The organism is Streptomyces kebangsaanensis (genome assembly GCF_001906585.1).
In the GTDB taxonomy this organism is placed as follows: Bacteria; Actinomycetota; Actinomycetes; order Streptomycetales; family Streptomycetaceae; genus Streptomyces; species Streptomyces kebangsaanensis.
In genome coordinates, this window is the sequence record NZ_JUJA01000168.1 from 77,376 (window position 1) to 96,709 (window position 19,334).

Sequence of the window (19,334 nt, forward strand, 5' to 3'; positions counted from 1 at the left end):
CCTTCCACTGGCAGGAGGCGTTGCCGCTGACCGGCAACGGCAAGATCGACCGCAAGGCGCTGACCGCGCTGGCCGAACGGAGCGCGCCGTCGGCACGGGGCGACGCGGGCGGGGAGCGCGACGACGCGCCGCGCACCCCGACCGAGCGCAGGCTGGCGGCCGCCTGGGCCGAACTGCTGGGTCGGGCCCCGCACACGATCGGCCGGCGGGACCACTTCTTCGACCTGGGCGGCACCTCGCTGTCGGCGGTGAGGCTCACCATCGCCCTGCACCGCGCGGTGTCCCTGAAGGACATCACCCGGCACCCGGTGCTCGCCGAACTGGCCGCGCGTCTCGACGGCACGGCCCGCCGGCGCCCGGAGCTGCTCCAGCCGCTGTCGGCGCCGGACGGCACGCCGGAGTGCGCCCTGGTGTGCTTCCCGTACGCGGGCGGCAACGCGGTCAACTTCCAGCCGATGGCGAGCGCCCTGGCCGGCAGCGGCCTCGCCGTGTACGCCGTGGATCTGCCCGGACACGACCTGGCCGCCGCCGGGGAGCCGTTCGCGCCGCTGGAGCAGGTGGTGGAGCGGGTCGTCGCCGAGATCGCCGGGCGCGGTCTGAAGCGGGTCATGCTGTGGGGCCACTCCTCCGGTGCCGCGCCCGCCGTGGAGACGGCCCGGACGCTGCCCGGGCACGGCGTCGAGGTGACGCACGTCTTCCTCGGCGCCCAACTGCTCGGCACCGCCGCCGAACGACGTGCCGCGATCACCGAGTTGACGCGGCGGAGCAATGCCGAGATCGCCGCCGCCCTGAGCGCGGACAGCGGCTACAGCGAGCTCGGCGAGCTGAACGCGGAACACGCCGAGCACATCGGCGCCGCCTACCGGCACGACTGCGTGTCCGCGCACCGCTGCCTCGCCGACGCCCTGGAGCGTCCGCCGGCGGCGAGACTGGCCGCGCCGGTCACCGTGGTCGTCGCCGCGGACGACGCGCACACCGCGGAGTTCCGCGACCGCTGGCGGGACTGGGAGCTGCTGGCCGAGCTGGTGGACCTGCACGAACTCTCCGACGGCGGCCACTACTTCCCGCGCACCCGCCCCACCGGGGCCGCGCGGGCCGTCCTGGGCGCCGCCGAACTGCTGGCCTCCTCCTCCTGAACACCCCGGGGCCCGCCCGGGCCTTCTTGGTGACGAACGAAAGGAAACCGAGATGTCGTTCTCGTCCCCGGCGTCGGTGCTGGAGGCGGAGCTGCGGCCGGACAGGCCGCCCGTCCTGCACGTGGAAACCCCTGTGGACGCGGCCGGCTGGGCGGCCGGGCACCGCGAGGCGCTGCGCGCACAGGTCACCGAGCACGGAGCGCTGCTCGTACGTGGCCTGGGCCTGCGGGAGCCGGACCGGATCGCCGCCGTCTTCGCGGAACTGGGCGGCCCGCTCATGGCGGAGCGGGAGGCCTTCGCCCCCCGGGAGTCCCACGGCCCGGGGCTGTACTCCTCCACCGCCTGGCCTGCCAACCAGCCGATGTGCATGCACCACGAGCTGAGTTACGCGCTCGAGGTCCCCGGTCTGATGCTCTTCGCCTGCCCGGTACCGCCCGCCGAGGGCGGAGCGACCGCCGTGGCCGACGCGGAGGCCGTGCTGAAGGCGCTGCCCGCCGAGCTGACCGAGCGGTTCGAGCGCGAGGGCTGGCTGCTGACCCGCAGCTACAACGACGAGATCGGGGCGTCGCTCGCGGAGTCGTTCGGCACCGACGACCGCGAGACCGTGGAGAACTACTGCCGCGCCCACGCCATCGAATTCGCCTGGCAGCCCGACGGCTCCCTGCGCACCCGGCAGCGCCGCGCCGCCGTGGTACGGCACCCGGTCACCGGCCGGCGCTGCTGGTTCAACCAGATCGCCTTCCTCAACGAGTGGACGCTGGCCCCGGAGGTGCGCGAGTACCTGGTGGACGAGTACGGCGAGGACGGGCTGCCGTTCAACACCCGTTTCGGGGACGGCGGTCCGATCGGCGAGGACGTCGTCCAGCTGCTCAACGCGACCTACGAGGAGCACACCCGGCGCGAGCCCTGGCAGGCCGGCGATCTGATGCTGGTCGACAACATCCGTACCGCGCACAGCAGAGAGGCCTTCACCGGCGACCGTCAGGTGCTGGTCGCCATGGCCGAGCCGCAGCGCCTGGCCGAGTACGGCCCGAGCCCGAAGGGAAGCCGGCGATGACCTCTGTGACCTCCCCCGCCACCGACCCGGCCGCCTCCGGTCCGGCCCCGGTGCCGTCCTTCGCGGTGATCTCCGGTGCCCAGGTCCGCACGGCACTCGAGGGGCGCGAGAAGGAGATCGTCCACCTGGTCGAGGCAACCTACCGGCTGCACGGCGCCGGTGAGACGGTGAATCCGCCGTCGTACTTCCTGCGCTTCCCCGACCGTCCCGCGTCCCGGATCATCGCGCTGCCGGCCTCGGTCGGCGGGCCGGTGCGCGTGGACGGCCTGAAGTGGATCTCCAGCTTTCCGGCCAACGTCTCCTCCGGCCTGCCCCGGGCGTCGGCGGTCCTGGTCCTCAACGACCACGACACGGGCTACCCGTTCGCCTGCCTGGAGAGCTCCATCATCAGCGCCACCAGGACGGCGGCGTCCGCCGCGCTGGCCGCGGACTGGCTCACCCGCAACCGGCCCCGCCCCACCCGGGTGGGCTTCTTCGGCACGGGCCTGATCGCCCGCTACATCCACACGTTCCTGACCGGCACGGGCTTCGCCTTCGACAGCGTCGGGGTGTACGACGTGTCGGCCGACAGCGCCGCCGGGTTCTGCGGCTGTCTGCAGCAGGCCGACGGGGCCGGGCAGGCCGTGGACATCACCGTGCACGACAGCGCCGAGGAGCTGATCCGCTCCAGCGACCTCGTGGTCTTCGCGACGATCGCCTCGGAGCCGCACGTCACCGACCCGGCCTGGTTCGCCCACCATCCGGTCGTGCTGCACGTGTCGCTGCGCGATCTCGCCCCGCAGGTGCTGCTCGCCTCGGCCAACTTCGTCGACGACGTCGAGCACTGTCTGAAGGCCGGCACCTCGCCCCATCTGACCGAGCAGCTCACCGGCGGCCGGGCCTTCCTGGACGGCACCCTCGACGACGTCATGACCGGACGGGTGGAGCCGCGCACCGACCGGCCGGTGATCTTCTCGCCCTTCGGCCTCGGGGTCCTCGACCTCGCCGTCGGCAAGTACGTCTACGACGCGGTGGCCCGCGCCGGAAACCTGCACGTCATCGGCGACTTCTTCCATGAGCTGCGCCGGTACGGCTGAACGTTCCGTCCCTCGGCCCAGGCATCAGGAGGCCAGCGTGCCCGTCATCTCCGCTCCCCACGCCTTCAACGAAGGCCAGCTCTATGTCGACCTCCAGTCGATCTTCGGGCGCTCGCTCTACCTGAAGTGCGAGGGCTTCAACTTCGCCGGGTCCATCAAACTGAAGGCCGCGATAGAAATGGTGGAGACCGCGGAGCGGGACGGGCTGCTGAAGCCCGACTCGATCCTGATCGAGTCCTCGTCGGGCAACCTGGGCGTGGCGCTCAGCATGATCGCGGCCAGCAAGGGCCACCGGTTCCTGTGCGTGACGGACTCCCGCTGCAACCTGTCGGCCAGGCTGCTGATGGAGGCGCTGGGCAGCGACGTACACGTCATCGCCGACCTCGACGCCAACGGCGGGTTCCTCGGCGCGCGCCTCGACTACGTACGCGCGCTGTGCGCCTCGGACGAGCGGTACGTCTGGCTCAGCCAGTACACCAACCCGGGCAACTGGGGGGCGCACTACCGCAGGACGGCCCCGGAGATCGCCCTGCAGTTCCCCCGGCTGGACGTGCTGTTCGTCGGCGCGGGCACCACCGGCACGCTGATGGGGTGCGCGCGCTACTTCCGCGAGTGGCACCGGCCGGTGCGGATCGTCGCGGTGGACACCGTCGGCTCGGTGGCCTTCGGCGGCAAGCCGGGCCGCCGGATGATCCCCGGCCTGGGGATGAGCATGCGCCCGCCGCTGCTCGACGAGTCCTACGTCGACGAGGTGATCCAGGTGGAGGAGGCGGACACCATCCGCGCCTGCCACCGGCTGGCCCGGCGCGGGTTCCTGTTCGGCGGCTCCACCGGGACGGTGGTCAGCGGCGCGCTGGACTGGCTGTCCCGGAACGGGACACGCGACCTGACCGCGGTGGCCATCGCCCCGGACCTCGGCGAGCGCTACCTCGACACGATCTACCAGTCCACCTGGCTGGAGGACCTGTACGGCGACCAGATCCTCGACGCGGGCGACCCCCAGGAGGTCACCGCGGGCTCCCCGGTCGCCAACTCCCACCCGCGGCGGGCCCCGGACGGACACCGCGAGGGATAGCACGCCGCCGGAACCGCCGGAAGGAGTCGCGTCCGGTTGTGCCCGGCCGGGATCGGACGAGGCCGAACCGGTCGAGGTTCATGACCTTGCCCCATGCCGCGACGAAGTCCTCGACGGACTCCTCCTTCGCGTCGTCGCAGGCGTAGACCTCCGCGAGCGCGCGCAGCTCGGGGTCCGGCCCGAAGACCAGGTCGGCACGGCTGCCCGCCCACTTGACCTCGCCGGTGGCGGCGTCCCGGCCCTCGAAAGTGGTGGCGTCCTCGGACGCCGCCTTCCAGGTGGTGCCCAGGTCGAGCAGGTTGACGAAGGAGTCGCTGGTCAGCACGCCGGGGGTCCGGGTGAGGACGCCGAGCCGCGACTGCCGGTGGTTCGTGCCGAGGGCCCGCAGGCCGCCGACGAGGACCGTCATCTGCGGAGCGCTCAGGGTCAGCGGGTTCGCCCGGTCGAGCAGCAGGTGCTCCGCCGGGAGCCGGTCGCCCTTGCCGAGGTGGTCGCGGAACCCGTCGGCGGCCGGCTCGAGCGCCGCGAACGACTCCACGTCGGTCTGCTCCTGTGAGGCGTCCACACGGCCCGGTGTGAAGGGCACCTCGATCCCGAACCCGCCCTTCTCGGCGGCCCGTTCGACGGCCGCGCCGCCGGCGAGCACGATCAGGTCGGCGAGCGAGACCCGCTTGCCGCCGCTCCGGACGGCGTTGAAGGACTCCTGGATCCGCTCCGGGGTGCGCAGCACCGTCGCCGACTCGTCGGGGTCGTTGACCTCCCATCCGCCCTGCGGCCGCAGGCGGACGCGGGAGCCGTCGGCACCGCCGCGCCTGTCGCTGCCGCGGAAGGAGGAGGCCGACGCCCACGCGGTGGACACCAGCTGCGACACGGACGGCTCAAGAAAACGAACAGACAGGCCCCGGAAAGGCAGGTCGGTGACATCCGTCACGTCGAGCGCCACAACTAAGCATGCGGAATAGTAGGCGACACCTTGCCGACATACAGCATTTGTCCGGATTGATGGAGTCGCGCGTCGCGGCGGGCCGGCAGAGCCGTCCGCCCGCTCGGCGTACTCGCCGGTATCCCGCGCGTGGCGCGTGCCTGACGGCGTGTCGGTATTTCACAAAGCAAACGGGAGCCGGGTCAGCACGTCCCCGTTCGCCTCCGCAAGAGCCGTCCGCACATACGAGGCACCGTAGTAGCGAAGCCCTTTGCGTTTGCTGTGAAGCCGTTCCAACAATGACCACCACAGGACATCGCCGCAGGTCAGCAGCGTTTGGCGATCACCCAGTGAGGTCACGCATGGGCAAGCACCGCAAGAAGCAGAGTTACCGTCGCATCGTCGTCGCCGTCATCGCCGTGGGCACCGTGGGCGCGCCGTCCGTCGCCCTGGCCTGTGGCGACTGGCGGGACGGCGGAGGAAGTCCGTTCCCCGGCGACGGGAACCAGGCGCCGGTCTCGGCACCATGGAGGGTCCCGACCTCCGCGAGCACTCCGGCCACCGCCGCCCCGCAGCCCTGGACCTCACCCCAGAAGCCCAGGACCGCACCCCAGAAGTCCAGGGCCGCCGCGCCTTGGCACACGGGAAGGACCACGGCTCCCCAGCCCGGGCCGGCCCCGTCCGCCGGCACGCCGAGCAGCACCCCCGCCGCTCCCGCCGCTCCCTCCACCTCCGCCGCCCCCACGTCGCCGAGCACGCCGGCGCCCGCCGCCACGGCGTCCGGTACCACCGCGCGCGTCGTGGAGCTCGTCAACTCCGAGCGGGGCAAGGCAGGTTGCTCACCCCTGACGGTGAACGCGACGCTGACGAAGGCCGCACAGGCGCACAGCGAGGACATGGCGGCCCACCGGAACATGTCGCACACCGGGTCCGACGGGTCCTCCCCGGGCGACCGGATCACGCGCGCCGGTTACACCTGGCGCACCTACGGCGAGAACGTCGCCTACGGTTACAGCACCCCGGAGCAGGTCATGGCCGGCTGGATGTCCAGCCCCGGCCACAAGGCCAACATCCTCAACTGCTCGTTCAAGGAGATCGGCGTCGGTCTCGCCCAGCCCGGCAGCTACTGGACCCAGGACTTCGGCGCCTCCCGGTAGCCGGGCGGCGGACCAGGGGCCCGGCGGCACCGGAGGTGTCAGGGCTTGCGTCCGACGCCGCACCACATCGGAAGCGGGCCCGCGTGCACCGCGGTGCCGGCGTCGGGGCGCCACTCGGTGAGCTGGACGACCCCGGGCTCCAGCAGCTCGGTGCCCTCGAAGAAGCGGGTGACCCGCTCGTGCGGGCGCGGGGTCGCACCGGCGTGTTCGTCGGCCCGCTCGTTGTAGAGACGCATGGACTCCGCGACTTGCTCGGCGGCGATGTCCGCGGCCGGGTGGGAGATGACGAGGTGGCTGCCGGAGGGGAGTTCGTCGAGCAGGGCGCGGGTGACGGCGTGGGGATCGTCGGCGTCCGGGATGTACTGCAGCACCGCGATCAGCATCAGGGCGACGGGCCGGGAGAAGTCGAGCGTCCGCCGGGCCCGGGTCAGGATGGCGTCGACGTCGCGCAGGTCGGCCTGGACGTAGTCCGTGGCTCCGCCGGGCGCGCTGACGAGGAGCGCCTCGGCGTGGGCCAGGACCACGGGATCGTTGTCGACGTAGACGATGCGGGCGCCGGGATCGCGCCGCTGGGCCACCTCGTGGGTGTTGTCGGCCGCGGGAATGCCGGTGCCGATGTCGAGGAACTGCCGGATGCCCGCCTTGTCGACCAGCTCGCGCACGGAGCGCCCGAGGAAGGCCCGGTTCGCACGGACCGCGGGGATGATGCCGGGGTTGGCCGCCGCCGCCAGCTCGGCCGCCTCCTGGTCGACCGGGTAGTTGTCCTTCCCTCCGAGCCAGGCGTTGTAGACCCGGGCGGGGTGTGCCACGGAAGAGTTGATCGGCGTCATGCCGCCGGCCGGCCGTTCGCTCACAGCGCTGGACTCCCTTGCCATTATTGGTTGTTGAGGCGCGGACCGAGCCACTCTACGTCCCGCCCCGGGGCGGAGTGAGCGGGAGCGCCGGGGCGGGATCAGAAGGGACGCGCGGGAATCAGGGGCTCTTGCAGGTGATGCCGCCGGGTGCGGTCGCGGAGCTGCCGGTGGCGGTGAAGCCGAAGGTGGCGGTGCCGTTGGCGGCGAGGGTGCCGTTGTACGGCGTGCTGCGCACCGTGACGGATCCGCTGGTCCCGGTGTTCACTCCGTCCCAGAGGCTGCTGATGGACTGGCCGGAGGCCAGGGTCATGCCGACGGCCCAGCCGTTGAGCACGGTGGTCCCGTTGTTGCGGATCGTCACCTCACCCTGGAAGCCGCCGGGCCAGCTGTTGACGTTGCGGTAGCCGGCGGTGCAGGTGCCGTTCGTGCCGCCGCCCGGGTCGCCTCCCGGGTCGCCTCCGGTGCCGCCCCCGCCGTCGGACAGGGCCGGTGTCTGCCAGTCCCTCCACGCCGACAGGTTGCCGGACTTGCCGGCGGCGATCCTGAACGCGCCGGAACCGCTGCCCGCGCCCAGCAGGAACTTCTGGATGTTCTGCTGCAACGGGGTCCTCCACTCGGACCTGGCGGCACAGTGGGTCCCGTCCTGGACGTCGGACCAGTAGGTGATGTTGCTCCCCGCGCCGAGCGCCTTGTAGACCTCGGCTCCGCCCAGTGCCGCCACGCTCCCCGACCTGGCGGCCAGCCAGTCGATGTGGGGGTTCTCCATGATGAACAGTCCGCGCGGCGCGACCATGCCCACGATCTCATGGGTGTCCACCGGCAGGGTGTTCGGGTTGCCCGTGTAGGAGCCGAACGCGTCGCCCAGCCAGGGCTGCTCCGAGTAGGCGCTGCTCAGCGGCTGGGCGCCGCTCTCCCCCGGAATCCCTCGGAGGACGGGGACGCCGCCGCTGCCCGACTCGATCGGCATGGTCAGAGCGATGCGCTGGTCGAACGCGCCGGCCACGGCGGCGCCCTTGCCGAAGCGCGAGCACCCCGTGACGCCGGTCGCGCTCGCCTTGAGGATATTGCCGCCCGACTGCTCGATGACGTCGATGATGCGGCTCACGCCCCAGGACCAGGCCATCAGCAGGCCTGTGCTGCTCGATGAGCCGTACACGCCGTAGAAGGCACCCTGCTTGTTGTTCCGCGCGGTGCCTTCCTTCCCCACCGTGTAGGGGTCGTAGTTGATGACGGCGACACCGGAGGCCTTGATGGTGGCCGTGTCCGCGCCGAGTCCGCCCAGGACGATGACGGCCGGGAAGGGACCGGAGCCGCTCGGCAGACTCACGCTCGCCGAGAAGCTCGCGCTCCTGCCCTGGTCCGTCACGTTCACCGTGATGCCGGTCGACGAGACCGTTCCGGTGACACCGGCGGGTTTCGCGGGTTTCTGTCCGTAGACGGACCTCTGCGCCAGCTCTCTGATCTCCGCACGCCGGCACCGCCAGTCGGACGTGGCGGAGATGCGCGTCCCGTTCACCCTCTTGAAGGGGTCGGGAAGCAGGGGGTTGGCCGGTGAGGAGCCCGGGCCGGGCGCAGGGCAGCCGGCGCCGTCGTCCTCGACGGCGGCCTGCACCTGCGCGGCGGCGACGTGTCCGTCGGCGGCGCCGGCCTGCGCGGTGAGAGAAGGGATCATCAGGCTCGCGGCGGCCACCAGGGTCGCGGCGGCCCACACCCGGGGCCGATGTCGGTGGCGTTGGAAGCGCATGGGGGACCTCCGGAGGAAGACGCGCGGTGGGGAGGGGGTGCCGCCGCGAGCACGGCGACCGGGCGGAAGCACGGGTCTCCCGGTTCGAATGTTTCGCCGACCGCAGGGCACCGAGCCGAAAATGGGAGCGCTCCCAAGCGTAAGGACGAGACCTGAGCATGACAACACTCGGGATCGACCCGCCTCGGATTGGCCGTTCTGCTACCGCCGCCGACGCACACGAGGACAGGCATAGCCGGGCGGACAGATGGAATTCGACCACACCGGCCACCGCCTGCGGCTTCCCGCAACGGAAGTTCCGGACGCTTTCGCGCACCTCTACGAAACTTTCGGATCCCCCTGGGTCCGGCCTGACTGCCGAGACACAGCGGAAGCGTGCGCGGGCCGGCGGCCGGGCACCGCCCCCGACGAACCTCTCCCGTGTCGTCACCGCCGGCCTCAGCGGGCTCGATCCGCTCTTCGGACGGCAAGGAGAAGGACGACGTGCGAGCCCGGACCTCTCGTCGGACACTGGAGTCAGGGCGGTGGCCGCAGGCGTACCGGACCAGGGTGCGACGGCCATGAACCACGGCACCGCACACCCTTCCGGTGCGACGGACGTCGTCGACACGGGTTCCGTGTCCGGCGTGCCGGCCGGCGACGCCGCGGGGCCGGACCGGGCGGCCGCTTCCGGACCGCTCCGGCGGACGGGACACCGGTCGCGGGGATCGCAGCGGTGGCCACCGTGCGGCAGACGACCGCGGCCTGGACGCCGTACTTCGCCGTGGCCGACGCCGACAAGAGCCGGGCCCGAGCCCGCACACAGTGCAGAGCCCACGCAGGGGAGAGCCGAACGATGACAACTGCCAAAGACATCATGACCCGTGGAGCCCAGTGGATCCCCCTCACCGAGACGCTGGACCGCGCCGCGCAGATGATGAGGGACCACGAGGTGGGGGCACTGCCGGTCAGCGACCCGAACCACGACGACCGGATGTGCGGCATCATCACGGACCGCGACATCGTGGTGAAGTGCGTGGCCGAAGGTCACGACCCCGCGCGGGTCACGTGCGGTGACCTGTGCGAAGGCACACCGCGCTGGATCGACGCCGGCTCCGACGTCTCCGTCGTCCTGCGCGAGATGGAGGATCACCGGATCAAGCGCCTCCCGGTGATCGAGGACAAGCGCATGATCGGCATGATCAGCGAGGCGGACATCGCTCGTCACCTCACCGACGACCAGCTCGCCGAGTTCGTTCATCGCGTGTACGCGGGCTGATCCCGAAGGACCGTGACACCCCGGCCCCCTCCGCCGCGGGCTGGGGGAAGCGACCGGCGGCCGCACCACTGATCGGCGGCGCGTCCTGCCGGGGCGCCCGCCCCGAGGCAGTCGGTCGGCGTCACACCGGTTCGGGTGAGGAAGGCGGTGGCATCCGATGACGTACACCGCCGTGAGCGCGCTGAGCCATCCGGGGCTGATCCGCGACCGGAACGAGGACAGCCTGGTCGTCGGACCGTGGACCCTGTGCTCCACCGTGACCGAGAACCCGCAGACGCTGGTGTTCCCGCTCGGTACACCGCTCGTCGTCGCGGTCGCCGACGGGCTCGGCGGCCAGCCCGGCGGCGAGGTGGCCAGCGCCCTGGTCGTCCGCCGACTCGCCACGGCCGGGCCTCGTCTGACCGATGAGGACGAGGTCCGCACGGTGCTGCACGCCTGCAACCGCGAGGTGTACGCGGCCGCGGGCGCGGGCGGCGGCGCACTGACCACGATGGGCACGACCGTCGCAGGCGCCGTCGTACTGCCCCGGTCGTTGCTGGTGTTCAACGTGGGCGACAGCCGGGTCTTCGCGGCGCCCCGGGACGGAGTGCTCCAGGTCAGCGTGGACGACAGCCCACCGTTGGAGCCGGGGCGGCGCACCACCTCCCTCGTGACCCAGACCCTGGGCGGCACGCCGGCACACCGCGCCATCACCCCCCACGTGACGGCCGCTCCCCTCGCTCCCGGCGACAGGTACCTGATCTGCACCGACGGCTTGACCGACCCGCTGCCGAACGATGTCCTCGACGGCGTGCTGCGGGAGTACGACGACGAGCGGGCCGCCTTCGAACTGTGGAAGGCCGCCATCAGGGCCGGTGGCCCCGACAACATCACGCTCGCCGTGGTGCGCATCGCGGACCGGTAGCCGTCCCCCGGTCCGGACGCCGCGCGCCGTCCGGAGTGCCGGCAGTGCGACGGACCGCCCGGCTCACGAGGGGAAGCCGTACTGTCCTCGCAGTCGGACGAAGTGAGCGGGCGTGACCATCCGCCGGCGCTCCAGTCCCGTCGCGGTGCGCAGGAAGGACACGACCTGCTCCCGGCCGCCCGGCCCGATGGGCTGCACGAGGCGGCCGCCCAGGCGCAGTTGCCCGACCAGCGGGGCGGGAACCTCGGGGAACGCGGCGGACACGATGATCGCGTCGTACGGAGCGCGGTCCGGCACACCGCCGCTGCCGTCCCCGATGCGCGACTCGACGTTCCGCACGCCCTGACGGGCGAGGTTGCGCCGTGCCCGGTGCGCGATGTCCGGCCACATCTCGATGGTCACGACATCGGCGGCCGACCGGGCCAGCAGCGCGGTCTGGAAGCCGGTCCCGGTACCGACCTCAAGGACGTGCTCGTCCCCGCTCAGGTCAAGGCCCTCGATCATCATGGCCGACAGCGAGGGCTGCGTGGTCACCTGTCCGTGCCCGATCGGAACGGGCACGTCCTGGTAGGCGTGCGCGCGGTGGCCGGTGGGGACGAACGCCTCTCGGGGCGTCGCTCGTACGGCCTGGAGCAGGCGCTCGTCGCTGATGCCCGCCGCTCGGACGGCCCGTACGAGAGCCTCGGGCGAAGAGGCGGCTTCCCTCATGTCCGCTGCCTTCCGTGCGATGACCGGAGGGTGAGCGTGCCACCACCTCCAGGACGACCTCCAGTACACCTTCGGGCCCACGGCTTCGCGCGCCGGAGGGCCGGAGGGCCGGAGAGCCGAGAAGGCCGTCGGGGGCTTCCGTACCGCGCCGGTGCGAGATCGCCGACCGGGCAGCCGGCGCTCATGCTGGAGAGGGAGGGAGTCCTCCGGCTCTTCGAGTCCAGATCCGCGGAGGTGAGCCGCATGGCTCTGCCCGTACGGCGCCCGCCACTCCCGGGACGAGGTGTCCGGGTGCCATGACCGGTGCCGGCCCCGGGCAGTCGCCGCGCGGTCACCGGAGCGTTCCGCACACCGGTGATCTGCGTGTCGAGGCGTGGGCGCCGACACGCGAGGAGTGCGTCGTCGAGGCGGTGCGGGGCGTGGTCGGCAGCTTCGCCGAGCTGCCCGCGGACGCCCCCCGCGTCACCCGGGAGTGCGTGGTGTCGGCCGAGGACGACGGCCGGCTCCTGGCCGCCGTGCTCGAGGAGGTCGTCTACCGCATGGACGCCGCGGACGAGCTCCCCGTGGACGTCGCGGTGACGCCGGAGCCGGGCGGGGCACGCGTGCGGTTCAGGATGGCCGACAGTTCGACGGCCACGCAGACCGGGGCCGTGCCCAAGGCCGTCGCGCTGCACGGGCTGCGGCTGGCCCAGGACTCGCACGGGTGGGCCTGCCGAGTGACGCTGGACGTGTGACGCCCGTCCCGGCGTCCCGCGCCGGAACGGCTCGCCGAGGAGGCCGAACCGAAATGGACATCCGGCTGGTGGCCGAGGGACCCTGGCGGTTCCGCATCGAACGGACCGGCGCCATGCGCGTACCCGGAGTCGTTCTCGCCCCGCGGGAGCTGCTGCCGGACGAGCCCGGCGACGAGGCCCTCGCCCAGGTGGCCCACGTGGCCACACTGCCGGGCATCGTCCGCGCCTCGTACGCCATGCCCGACATCCACTGGGGTTACGGCTTCCCGATCGGCGGTGTGGCCGCGACCGACGTCGGCCGCGGCGGAGTCGTCTCGCCGGGAGGGGTGGGGTTCGACATCTCCTGCGGGGTGCGCCTGCTCACCGCGCACGTGGACCGCGCCGCCCTGCTGCGGAAGCTGCCCGTGCTGATGGACCGGCTGGACGGGCTGATCCCGCGCGGGCTCGGGCGCGGCGGCCTGTGGCACCTGGCCGGCCGGGCACAGCTGCACGAGATCCTGCGCGGCGGCGCCCGGTACGCGGTCGAGCAGGGCCACGGGGTGCCGCGCGACCTGGACCGGTGCGAGGACGGCGGAGCCGTCGGCGACGCCGACACCGCCTGGATCGGCGAACGCGCGCTGGAGCGCGGCGCCGGACAGGTCGGCAGCCTGGGGTCGGCCAACCACTTCCTGGAGGTCCAGGCGGTCGACGCGGTCTACGACGAGGCGTGCGCGCGGGCGTTCGGCCTGCGCCCCGGTCTGGTGTGCGTCATGATCCACTGCGGGTCACGCGGGCTGGGCCACCAGATCTGCGCCGACCACGTGCGGGCCATGGACAGCGTGATGCGGCGGTACGGCATCGACGTGCCCGACCCGCAACTGGCGTGCGCGCCCGTCGACTCGCCCGAGGGCCGCGCCTACCTGGGTGCGATGGCCGCGGCCGCGAACTTCGCCCGCGCCAACCGCCAGCTGCTGGCCGACGCCGCCCGCGGCGTCTTCCGCGAGACCACCGGCACGGGCCTGGACCTGCTCTACGACGTCTCGCACAACCTCGCCAAACTGGAACGCCACGCCGACGACGGTGCGGCCCGGCCGTTGCTGTGCGTCCACCGCAAAGGCGCCACCCGGGCCCTGCCGCCGGGCCACCCCGGCCTGCCGGACGGCCTGCGCCCCTTCGGCCAGCCGGTGTTCGTGCCCGGCACGATGGGCACCGCCTCGTACGTCATGACCGGCACCACCGGCAACCGCGCCTTCGACTCCTGCTGCCACGGCGCGGGCCGCGTCTGGAGCCGCCACCGCGCCCACCGCGAGATGCCGGCCCACCGGCTGCGCCGGGAGCTGGCCGGTACGGGGGTCGCGGTGCGCCCCGTCTCCTGGCGCAGCGTGACCGAGGAGGCGCCCGAGGCGTACAAGGACGTCGACGCCGTTGTCCGGGCGAGCGAACACAACGACCTGGGCCGCCTTGTCGCCCGCCTGGTGCCGCTGGGCGTCCTCAAGGGCTGAAACGTGCGGCACGCTTCGGCGGGCGTCGCGTGTGGTGCGGGACCATTCCGCATCACCCGGGGGTCAGCTCTTGCGGCCCACTCCGCCGTCGTTCGGGGACGCGCCCTCGGCCGCCGGGGGACGGCGGTCCCCCGGCGGCGTCGTGGCGGCCGTGTCAGGAGCCGCCGCGCCGGTCTCCTCCGTGGTCGCGCGCGGGACCCGGCCGTGTCGCGTCCGCCGCCGTGGCCGTCGTGAACGGCAGCACGAGCCGGGAGGGGTGCGCGGCGTCGCGGTAGATCTTGTGGGTGACGGGGCGGCCCACCGGCAGGTGGAAGGCGTCCGGCGGCAGCAGCGCGTTGTGCGCGTCGGCCAGCGGCTCGTCGTTGGAGAGCTCCGCGACCAGCTTGTGGCCCGGCAGGAACGTCGCCGCGAACGGGTAGACGCGCAGCACGTACTCCTCGATCTTCCCCGGCTCGACCGGCACCGCGCGGGTGTGCGGGTGGTAGGGGTCGCCCTCGGTGGTGCGCTCCTCGTCGAGCTCGCGGTGCGAGGCCTTGAGGTAGGCGGTCGTGATGAGCTGCCGCTTGCCGCCCGGGGCCTCGTCCCAGATGCGCAGGATGAAGTTGGTGTCGGGCTGGTCGATCTCCGCGAAGAGGTGCGCCGCGCCCTGGCCGATCATCTCGGTGGGCTCGGTGAACGGCTCGGTGCTCCAGCTGAGGATCTCCACCTTGTCGGTGACCGTCAGCGGCGCCTGGTAGAAGCCGTCGGGAACGGCGTGCTCGGCGCCCATGAGCTCGGGCTCGAAGGACAGCTTGTGGCGCGGACGGAGGTAGAGCGGCCGGTGCTCCACCTCCTTCGGCGGCCACTGCGCGCCGGTGACGTACTGGCGTGAGCCCTCGACGTGGACGGTGACGGCGGGCTCGTCCATGATCCCGTTGTCGATGCCCTTGATCCAGTACTCGTACCAGCGGAACATCTTGTCGTGCTCTTCGACGAAGGGGCGCGACTGCATGGGCGGGTAGGGGCCGATGTCCAGCTTCTTGGGGCCCCTGAGGCGGTTGAAGACCTCGATGGTGCCGTCCATCGTCCAGCCGCGGCCCTGGTCGATCTGGAGCCAGACCGGGATGTCGATGTTCGGCGCGAGGGTGACGGGGTTGCGCTCCTCGTACCACTCGCCGTCGACCTCGTTCATCACGATGTCGAACCAGGCCTCGTGGTTCTTCGGGTAGTTCAGCACGTGGACCAGGTTGGGCCAGGCGGCCACGTCCGGGTCCCGCAGGCGCTCGGCGACCCGCTCCTTGATCTCCTCGGGCGAGTAGGTCTCGAGCATGCGGGACTTGACGCCGTCGGTGAAGGCCCAGCCGGAGTCGCCGCCGCGTCCCTCACGGGCGGCGCGCGGCATGAACCACATGACGCCGCCGTGGTACGTGGTCTCGTAGAAGTCGTAGTGGCCTCCGCTGACGAAGATCGCCTTGAGGCTCGGCGGACACTCGGCCGCCGCCAGCACCTGCATCGAGCCGAAGTAGGAGATGCCGATCATGCCGACGTTGCCGTCGCACCACGGCTGCGCGGCGACCCACTCGATGAAGTCGTACGCGTCCTGGCCGAGCGGGACGCCGCCGGCGTTGTAGTTGCCGATGTGCTCGCCCTCGGAGGCACCGGATCCGCGCAGGTCGCCGATGACGTGGACGTAGCCCTCCTGGACGACGCGCGCGATGTCGCCCGCCTCGATGCAGCCGTCCCACATGGGGCTGGGCCGGCGCTGCGGCGGGGTCGTCAGGGCCAGTGCCTGGAGCTCCTTGCCGTACGGGCTCAGCGCCACCAGCGCGGGCCGCGGTGTGTCGTCCACGCCGCTGTAGGCGTCGGCCACCAGCGTGACGCCGTCGCGCATCGGCACCTGGAGATCCTTGCGGACGGCGATCGACTGCTCGCCCGCCCGGATCGTGTGAAGGTCGGTCATGGGTGTGAAGCTCCTGTGTTACACGTTCTGCTCGAAGTGCGTGCGGTAGCCGGCCATGGAGGTGAAGAACGGTGACGGCTCGAGCGCGGGGTCCCCGGTGTAGCCGATCTCCTCGGCGGCACGGGCGAACGGGGAGTACGGCGAATCCGTCTCCCGCAGGCCCGCCTCCAGGCATCCGCAGGCGGCCGTGGCGACACGTGCCTCGATGTCCAGGCTCTGGGTGATGGCCTCCTGGGCCTGCGCCTCGTCGAGTTCGACGCCGTACGGCGTGCCGTCGGCGCGGCGGTAGGGGTGCCCGAGGCAGAGGTGCCGCGGCCGGATCTCGTCCCGCAGGTACTCCAGGCTCGTGCGGTAGGCGACCGGGTCCGTATAGCCGGGGAAGCCGTTGGCGGCCCCGTGGACCTGGACGGCGTCGCCGGTGAAGACCGAGCGCTGTCCGTCGACGACGTAGGCGACCGATCCGGGGGTGTGGCCCGGCATCGCGTGCACCGACACGGTGACATCGCCGCCGAGGGAGAGGGTCTCGCCCCCCTCGACCAGCAGGGAGGGCTCCATCTCGCCGGAGATGACGGCGTCGGCGGCGGCCGTCACCTTCGCCTCGCCCTCGGGGTCGTCCAGGTACCGGCCCCGTCCGGCGAGGTACTCCTCCACGTGGGCCCGGCGCGAGCGGAGCATCGGTGCGTCCGCCTCGTGGATGACCACCTGGGCGCGCCGCCCGGTGAGCTCCCACAGGGCGTGCGCCCCGCCGACGTGGTCGATGTGACCGTGGGTCAGCAGGATCCAGCGCACGTCCTCGATGCGGCGTCCGATCGCCTCGAGGGCGGGAGCCATCCCTTCGGCGGGCGAGGAGGCGATGCCGGTGTCGACGATCGCCGGCTCGGGCGCGTCGATGAAGAAGCTGTAGAGGCCGAACCGGCCCCAGGGCGAGACCAGGGGGTGGACGGTGACTGGGTGCGTCATGTTTTCCTCACTCCGCTCGTGCACGGGCCGGCCGGTCAGCCGCGGCCGAGGAAGTCGCGTGTCTCCGCGAAGACCGCGTGGTACTCCGGGATCCAGGAGAAGTGCTGGACGAACCCGTGGCCCGCTCCCTCGTACCGGCTCACCGTCGCCTCCACACCGGCTTCGCGCAGCCGCTCGCCGTACAGCTCGCCCTCGTCGCGCATCGGGTCGTGCTCGGCGGTGACGACCAGCGCGGGCGGCAGACCGGTGAGGTCGGCCCGCTTGACGGGCGACACCAGCGGGTCCGCGGGGTCGGCGCCGCTGTCGAGGTAGAAGGCGTTGAAGGGCTTCAGACCCGCCGTCTCCAGGCCGTAGCCCACCGCGTTCTCCCGCAGGGACGGGTAGCGGTCGACGTCGAAGTCCAGGTCGAGCGAGGGGTAGTAGAGGATCTGGTGGGTGATCCGGTCGAAGCCGTCGTCATGCGCCCTGGCCGCGACCGCGGCGGCGAAGGTGCCGCCGGAGCTGTCGCCCGCGACGGCGAGGGTCGTACCGTCCCAGGCCAGGCCCGTGCCCTCCTCGGCGGCCCAGCGCACGACCGCGTAGCAGTCGTCGAGGCCGGCCGGGAAGGCCGCCTCGGGTGCCAGGCGGTAGCCGACGGAGACGACCTTGAGTCCGGTCTCCTCGGCCAGCGAGCGCGCGACGTGGTCGTGGGTCTCCAGGCTGCCGAGGAAGAACGCTCCGCCGTGGAAGTAGACCAGCACGCCGTAGGTGTCGGCCTCGACAGGGGTGTAGATCCGTACCGGTACCTCGCCGACGGCCGTCTTCGCCGTCACGTCGTCGACCGCGTGGAGCGGGAGGCGCTCGTCGAGGGGGGCGACGTGCGCCTCGTCCGCGGCGCGCATGGTGGCCGGGTCGAGCGGGCCCTCGGGCGGGGCGGGCAGGCTCGCGAGGAACCTGGCGATCTCGGGATGCAGCGTCATGGTGTCACTCCTGTCCGGCGGCGGGCTTCTGGCCGGGGAAGACGTCGTTGATCTCGTCCTCGCTCCACCCCTGGCGCGAGATGCGCTGCAGCTCGTCGGTGACCGGCTTGCGGGTGGCCTGGTACAGGGCCAGCCCCTCCCGTGGGGTGGCCGCTTCCCGCAGGGCGTCGGCGAGCGCGCCGGCGTCCTCGATGGCCGAGTTGGCGCCCTGGCCCTGGTGGTGCAGCATCGAGTGGGCCGCGTCGCCCACGAGGACGACGGAGTCCGAGTGCCATGTGTCGACCGGGTCGATGTCGTAGACCGCGCGGACGTTCACGGTGTCCATGTCGAGGTCGCGCGTGATGCTCACGAGACGCTCGTCGAAGCCCTCCACCGTCTTCAGCATGTCGTCCTTCGTGACCTGCGGGTTCCAGGTGCCGTCCGGGCACAGGGCGGTGATGTCGAACGACACCTGGCCGCGGTGGCGCAGCGGCAGCAGGTAGATCTTCGTGCCCTTGCCGATGTACATCCGGAGGTTGTCGTCGACGACCATCCCGTGGGCGGCGTCGACGGGGATGACGGCGCGGTAGGCGTGCTCGCCCGAGAACACCGGGCCCTTCTCGCTGAACAGCTGCTTGCGCACCACCGACTTGATGCCGTCGGCGCCGACGACCAGGTCGGCCTCGACGGTCCTGCCGCCCGCGAAGGTGAGGGCGGAGCTGCCCCCCTTGTCCTCGATGCTCTCGAGCTTGTGGCCGAGGTGCACCATGCCCTCGGGGAGGACGCCCAGAAGCGCGTCGATGAAGTCGCCGCGGTGGATCAGGTGGGTGTGGGTCTGCTCGCCGTCGACCGGCCACGTCTCTTTCATGATCGGGTCACCGGTGGCCGTGAGGATCTCGAAGTACTCGCTCGGCGAGGTGACCTTCGCGATCGCGTCGAAGATCCCCCACTGGCGGAACCGGTTCATGGTGACGGGGCGCAGACCGATGCCGGCGCCCACCTCACGGATCTGGTTGGCCTGCTCGTAGACGTCGACCTGGGCGCCGAGCAGGCTCAGGGCCTTGGCCGCCGCAGCGCCTCCGTATCCCGCTCCGACGATGGCGATCTTCAGGTTCTTCAGATCTGAGGACTGCATGGGGGTTCTCTCTTTACTTCTGAAGGGTGAGGAAGTCGGCCGGGTTGTCGACGAAGATCGTCTCGATGGCGGCCTCGTCGAGACCGGCGGCGCGGAGGTCCGGGATGAGGTCCTCGAAGATGTAGTTGACGGTGTGGCCCTTGACGCCCGGCCAGCCCAGCGGGCTGCAGTTGGCGTCGGCGGAGGCGAGGACCTGCTTCAGCCGCCGGCCCCCGTCGATGAACCGCAGGAAGTGGTCCAGCCGCTCCTTGCGGGG

At 72.0% G+C, this 19,334-nt stretch carries 17 protein-coding genes and 1 pseudogene; 9 read left to right on the forward strand and 9 right to left on the reverse strand.

Annotated elements, in window-relative coordinates; all coding sequences use genetic code 11:
- From RH94_RS45875 to sbnA, 4 genes are all read left to right on the forward strand, one after another.
- Window positions 1-1,136, forward strand: a 1,136-nt coding sequence (locus RH94_RS45875; protein WP_234426324.1) for a thioesterase II family protein, incomplete at its 5' end; no start/stop codon positions are given.
- A gap of 52 nt (window positions 1,137-1,188) precedes the next feature.
- On the forward strand, window positions 1,189-2,193 hold the full coding sequence (locus RH94_RS37180; protein ID WP_073952716.1) for a TauD/TfdA family dioxygenase: 1,005 nt from the start codon (window positions 1,189-1,191) through the stop codon (window positions 2,191-2,193).
- Window positions 2,190-3,269, forward strand: a complete 1,080-nt coding sequence (gene sbnB, locus RH94_RS37185) for a 2,3-diaminopropionate biosynthesis protein SbnB (RefSeq protein WP_073952717.1) — start codon at window positions 2,190-2,192, stop codon at window positions 3,267-3,269. The genes RH94_RS37180 and sbnB overlap by 4 nt, the downstream gene beginning before the upstream one ends.
- 37 nt (window positions 3,270-3,306) lie before the next feature.
- The gene (gene sbnA / locus RH94_RS37190; RefSeq protein WP_073952718.1) at window positions 3,307-4,344 is read left to right on the forward strand and encodes a 2,3-diaminopropionate biosynthesis protein SbnA; all 1,038 of its coding nucleotides are present in this window, start codon (window positions 3,307-3,309) and stop codon (window positions 4,342-4,344) included.
- Between the two features lie 58 nt (window positions 4,345-4,402).
- Here the strand turns inward: sbnA and RH94_RS37195 are convergent.
- A pseudogene (locus RH94_RS37195) lies at window positions 4,403-5,218 on the reverse strand (peroxidase family protein); the annotation flags it as partial.
- Between the two features lie 410 nt (window positions 5,219-5,628).
- Between RH94_RS37195 and RH94_RS37200 the strand changes: the two are divergent.
- A complete protein-coding gene (locus RH94_RS37200; RefSeq protein WP_073952719.1) occupies window positions 5,629-6,423 on the forward strand; it encodes a CAP domain-containing protein in 795 nt (264 codons plus the stop codon).
- Window positions 6,424-6,461: 38 nt separating this feature from the next.
- Here the strand turns inward: RH94_RS37200 and RH94_RS37205 are convergent, their stop codons facing one another.
- Together RH94_RS37205 and RH94_RS37210 are read right to left on the reverse strand one after the other, a co-directional pair.
- Window positions 6,462-7,277, reverse strand: coding sequence for an SAM-dependent methyltransferase (locus RH94_RS37205; protein WP_234426325.1), 816 nt, complete (start codon window positions 7,275-7,277; stop codon window positions 6,462-6,464).
- Window positions 7,278-7,395: 118 nt separating this feature from the next.
- Window positions 7,396-9,021 (reverse strand): glucuronyl esterase domain-containing protein, encoded by a 1,626-nt coding sequence (locus RH94_RS37210; RefSeq protein WP_073952720.1) that lies wholly within the window; start codon window positions 9,019-9,021, stop codon window positions 7,396-7,398.
- Window positions 9,022-9,856: 835 nt separating this feature from the next.
- Here RH94_RS37210 and RH94_RS37215 point away from each other — a divergent pair.
- Both RH94_RS37215 and RH94_RS37220 read left to right on the forward strand, forming a co-directional pair.
- Window positions 9,857-10,279, forward strand: a complete 423-nt coding sequence (locus RH94_RS37215; protein ID WP_073952752.1) for a CBS domain-containing protein — start codon at window positions 9,857-9,859, stop codon at window positions 10,277-10,279.
- 157 nt (window positions 10,280-10,436) lie between these two features.
- Window positions 10,437-11,183: a PP2C family protein-serine/threonine phosphatase gene (locus tag RH94_RS37220; protein WP_073952721.1), complete on the forward strand. Its 747-nt coding sequence runs from the start codon at window positions 10,437-10,439 to the stop codon at window positions 11,181-11,183.
- Window positions 11,184-11,246: 63 nt separating this feature from the next.
- On the opposite strand, the gene RH94_RS37225 is transcribed toward RH94_RS37220, so the two are convergent.
- Entirely contained in the window at window positions 11,247-11,891 is a 645-nt protein-coding gene (locus RH94_RS37225; protein ID WP_073952722.1) for a protein-L-isoaspartate(D-aspartate) O-methyltransferase, read from the reverse strand.
- 296 nt (window positions 11,892-12,187) lie between these two features.
- Here RH94_RS37225 and RH94_RS37230 point away from each other — a divergent pair, with 296 nt between their 5' ends.
- Together RH94_RS37230 and RH94_RS37235 are read left to right on the forward strand one after the other, a co-directional pair.
- Window positions 12,188-12,625 carry an archease gene (locus tag RH94_RS37230; protein ID WP_073952723.1) on the forward strand — a complete coding sequence of 146 codons (438 nt, stop codon included), beginning with the start codon at window positions 12,188-12,190 and terminating at the stop codon, window positions 12,623-12,625.
- A gap of 53 nt (window positions 12,626-12,678) precedes the next feature.
- Window positions 12,679-14,106, forward strand: a complete 1,428-nt coding sequence (locus RH94_RS37235; RefSeq protein ID WP_073952724.1) for an RtcB family protein — start codon at window positions 12,679-12,681, stop codon at window positions 14,104-14,106.
- Between the two features lie 154 nt (window positions 14,107-14,260).
- Here RH94_RS37235 and RH94_RS37240 read toward each other — a convergent pair whose 3' ends face one another.
- The 5 genes from RH94_RS37240 to RH94_RS45880 form a co-directional block, all read right to left on the reverse strand.
- Window positions 14,261-16,045: a CocE/NonD family hydrolase gene (locus RH94_RS37240; protein WP_073952725.1), complete on the reverse strand. Its 1,785-nt coding sequence runs from the start codon at window positions 16,043-16,045 to the stop codon at window positions 14,261-14,263.
- An 18-nt stretch (window positions 16,046-16,063) separates the two neighbouring features.
- Window positions 16,064-17,005, reverse strand: coding sequence for an MBL fold metallo-hydrolase (locus RH94_RS37245; protein ID WP_073952726.1), 942 nt, complete (start codon window positions 17,003-17,005; stop codon window positions 16,064-16,066).
- Between the two features lie 35 nt (window positions 17,006-17,040).
- Complete coding sequence (locus RH94_RS37250; RefSeq protein ID WP_073952727.1) at window positions 17,041-17,964, reverse strand: alpha/beta hydrolase; 924 nt, start codon at window positions 17,962-17,964, stop codon at window positions 17,041-17,043.
- 4 nt (window positions 17,965-17,968) lie between these two features.
- A complete protein-coding gene (locus RH94_RS37255) occupies window positions 17,969-19,078 on the reverse strand; it encodes an FAD-dependent oxidoreductase (protein WP_073952728.1) in 1,110 nt (369 codons plus the stop codon).
- Window positions 19,079-19,091: 13 nt separating this feature from the next.
- On the reverse strand, window positions 19,092-19,334 hold a 243-nt coding region (locus tag RH94_RS45880; protein ID WP_456154177.1), incomplete at its 5' end, for a phosphotriesterase family protein.

What these genes read in the sequence shown, in the direction of transcription:
- RH94_RS37225 (WP_073952722.1), bottom strand. Translation starts at nt 11,891, where the DNA reads ATGAGGGAAGCCGCCTCTTCGCCCGAGGCTCTCGTACGGGCCGTCCGA.
- RH94_RS37200 (WP_073952719.1), top strand. Translation starts at nt 5,629, where the DNA reads ATGGGCAAGCACCGCAAGAAGCAGAGTTACCGTCGCATCGTCGTCGCC.
- RH94_RS37215 (WP_073952752.1), top strand. Translation starts at nt 9,857, where the DNA reads ATGACAACTGCCAAAGACATCATGACCCGTGGAGCCCAGTGGATCCCC.
- RH94_RS37220 (WP_073952721.1), top strand. Translation starts at nt 10,437, where the DNA reads ATGACGTACACCGCCGTGAGCGCGCTGAGCCATCCGGGGCTGATCCGC.
- RH94_RS37245 (WP_073952726.1), bottom strand. Translation starts at nt 17,005, where the DNA reads ATGACGCACCCAGTCACCGTCCACCCCCTGGTCTCGCCCTGGGGCCGG.
- RH94_RS37210 (WP_073952720.1), bottom strand. Translation starts at nt 9,021, where the DNA reads ATGCGCTTCCAACGCCACCGACATCGGCCCCGGGTGTGGGCCGCCGCG.
- RH94_RS37230 (WP_073952723.1), top strand. Translation starts at nt 12,188, where the DNA reads ATGACCGGTGCCGGCCCCGGGCAGTCGCCGCGCGGTCACCGGAGCGTT.
- RH94_RS37250 (WP_073952727.1), bottom strand. Translation starts at nt 17,964, where the DNA reads ATGACGCTGCATCCCGAGATCGCCAGGTTCCTCGCGAGCCTGCCCGCC.
- RH94_RS37180 (WP_073952716.1), top strand. Translation starts at nt 1,189, where the DNA reads ATGTCGTTCTCGTCCCCGGCGTCGGTGCTGGAGGCGGAGCTGCGGCCG.
- RH94_RS37255 (WP_073952728.1), bottom strand. Translation starts at nt 19,078, where the DNA reads ATGCAGTCCTCAGATCTGAAGAACCTGAAGATCGCCATCGTCGGAGCG.
- sbnB (WP_073952717.1), top strand. Translation starts at nt 2,190, where the DNA reads ATGACCTCTGTGACCTCCCCCGCCACCGACCCGGCCGCCTCCGGTCCG.
- RH94_RS37240 (WP_073952725.1), bottom strand. Translation starts at nt 16,045, where the DNA reads ATGACCGACCTTCACACGATCCGGGCGGGCGAGCAGTCGATCGCCGTC.
- RH94_RS37235 (WP_073952724.1), top strand. Translation starts at nt 12,679, where the DNA reads ATGGACATCCGGCTGGTGGCCGAGGGACCCTGGCGGTTCCGCATCGAA.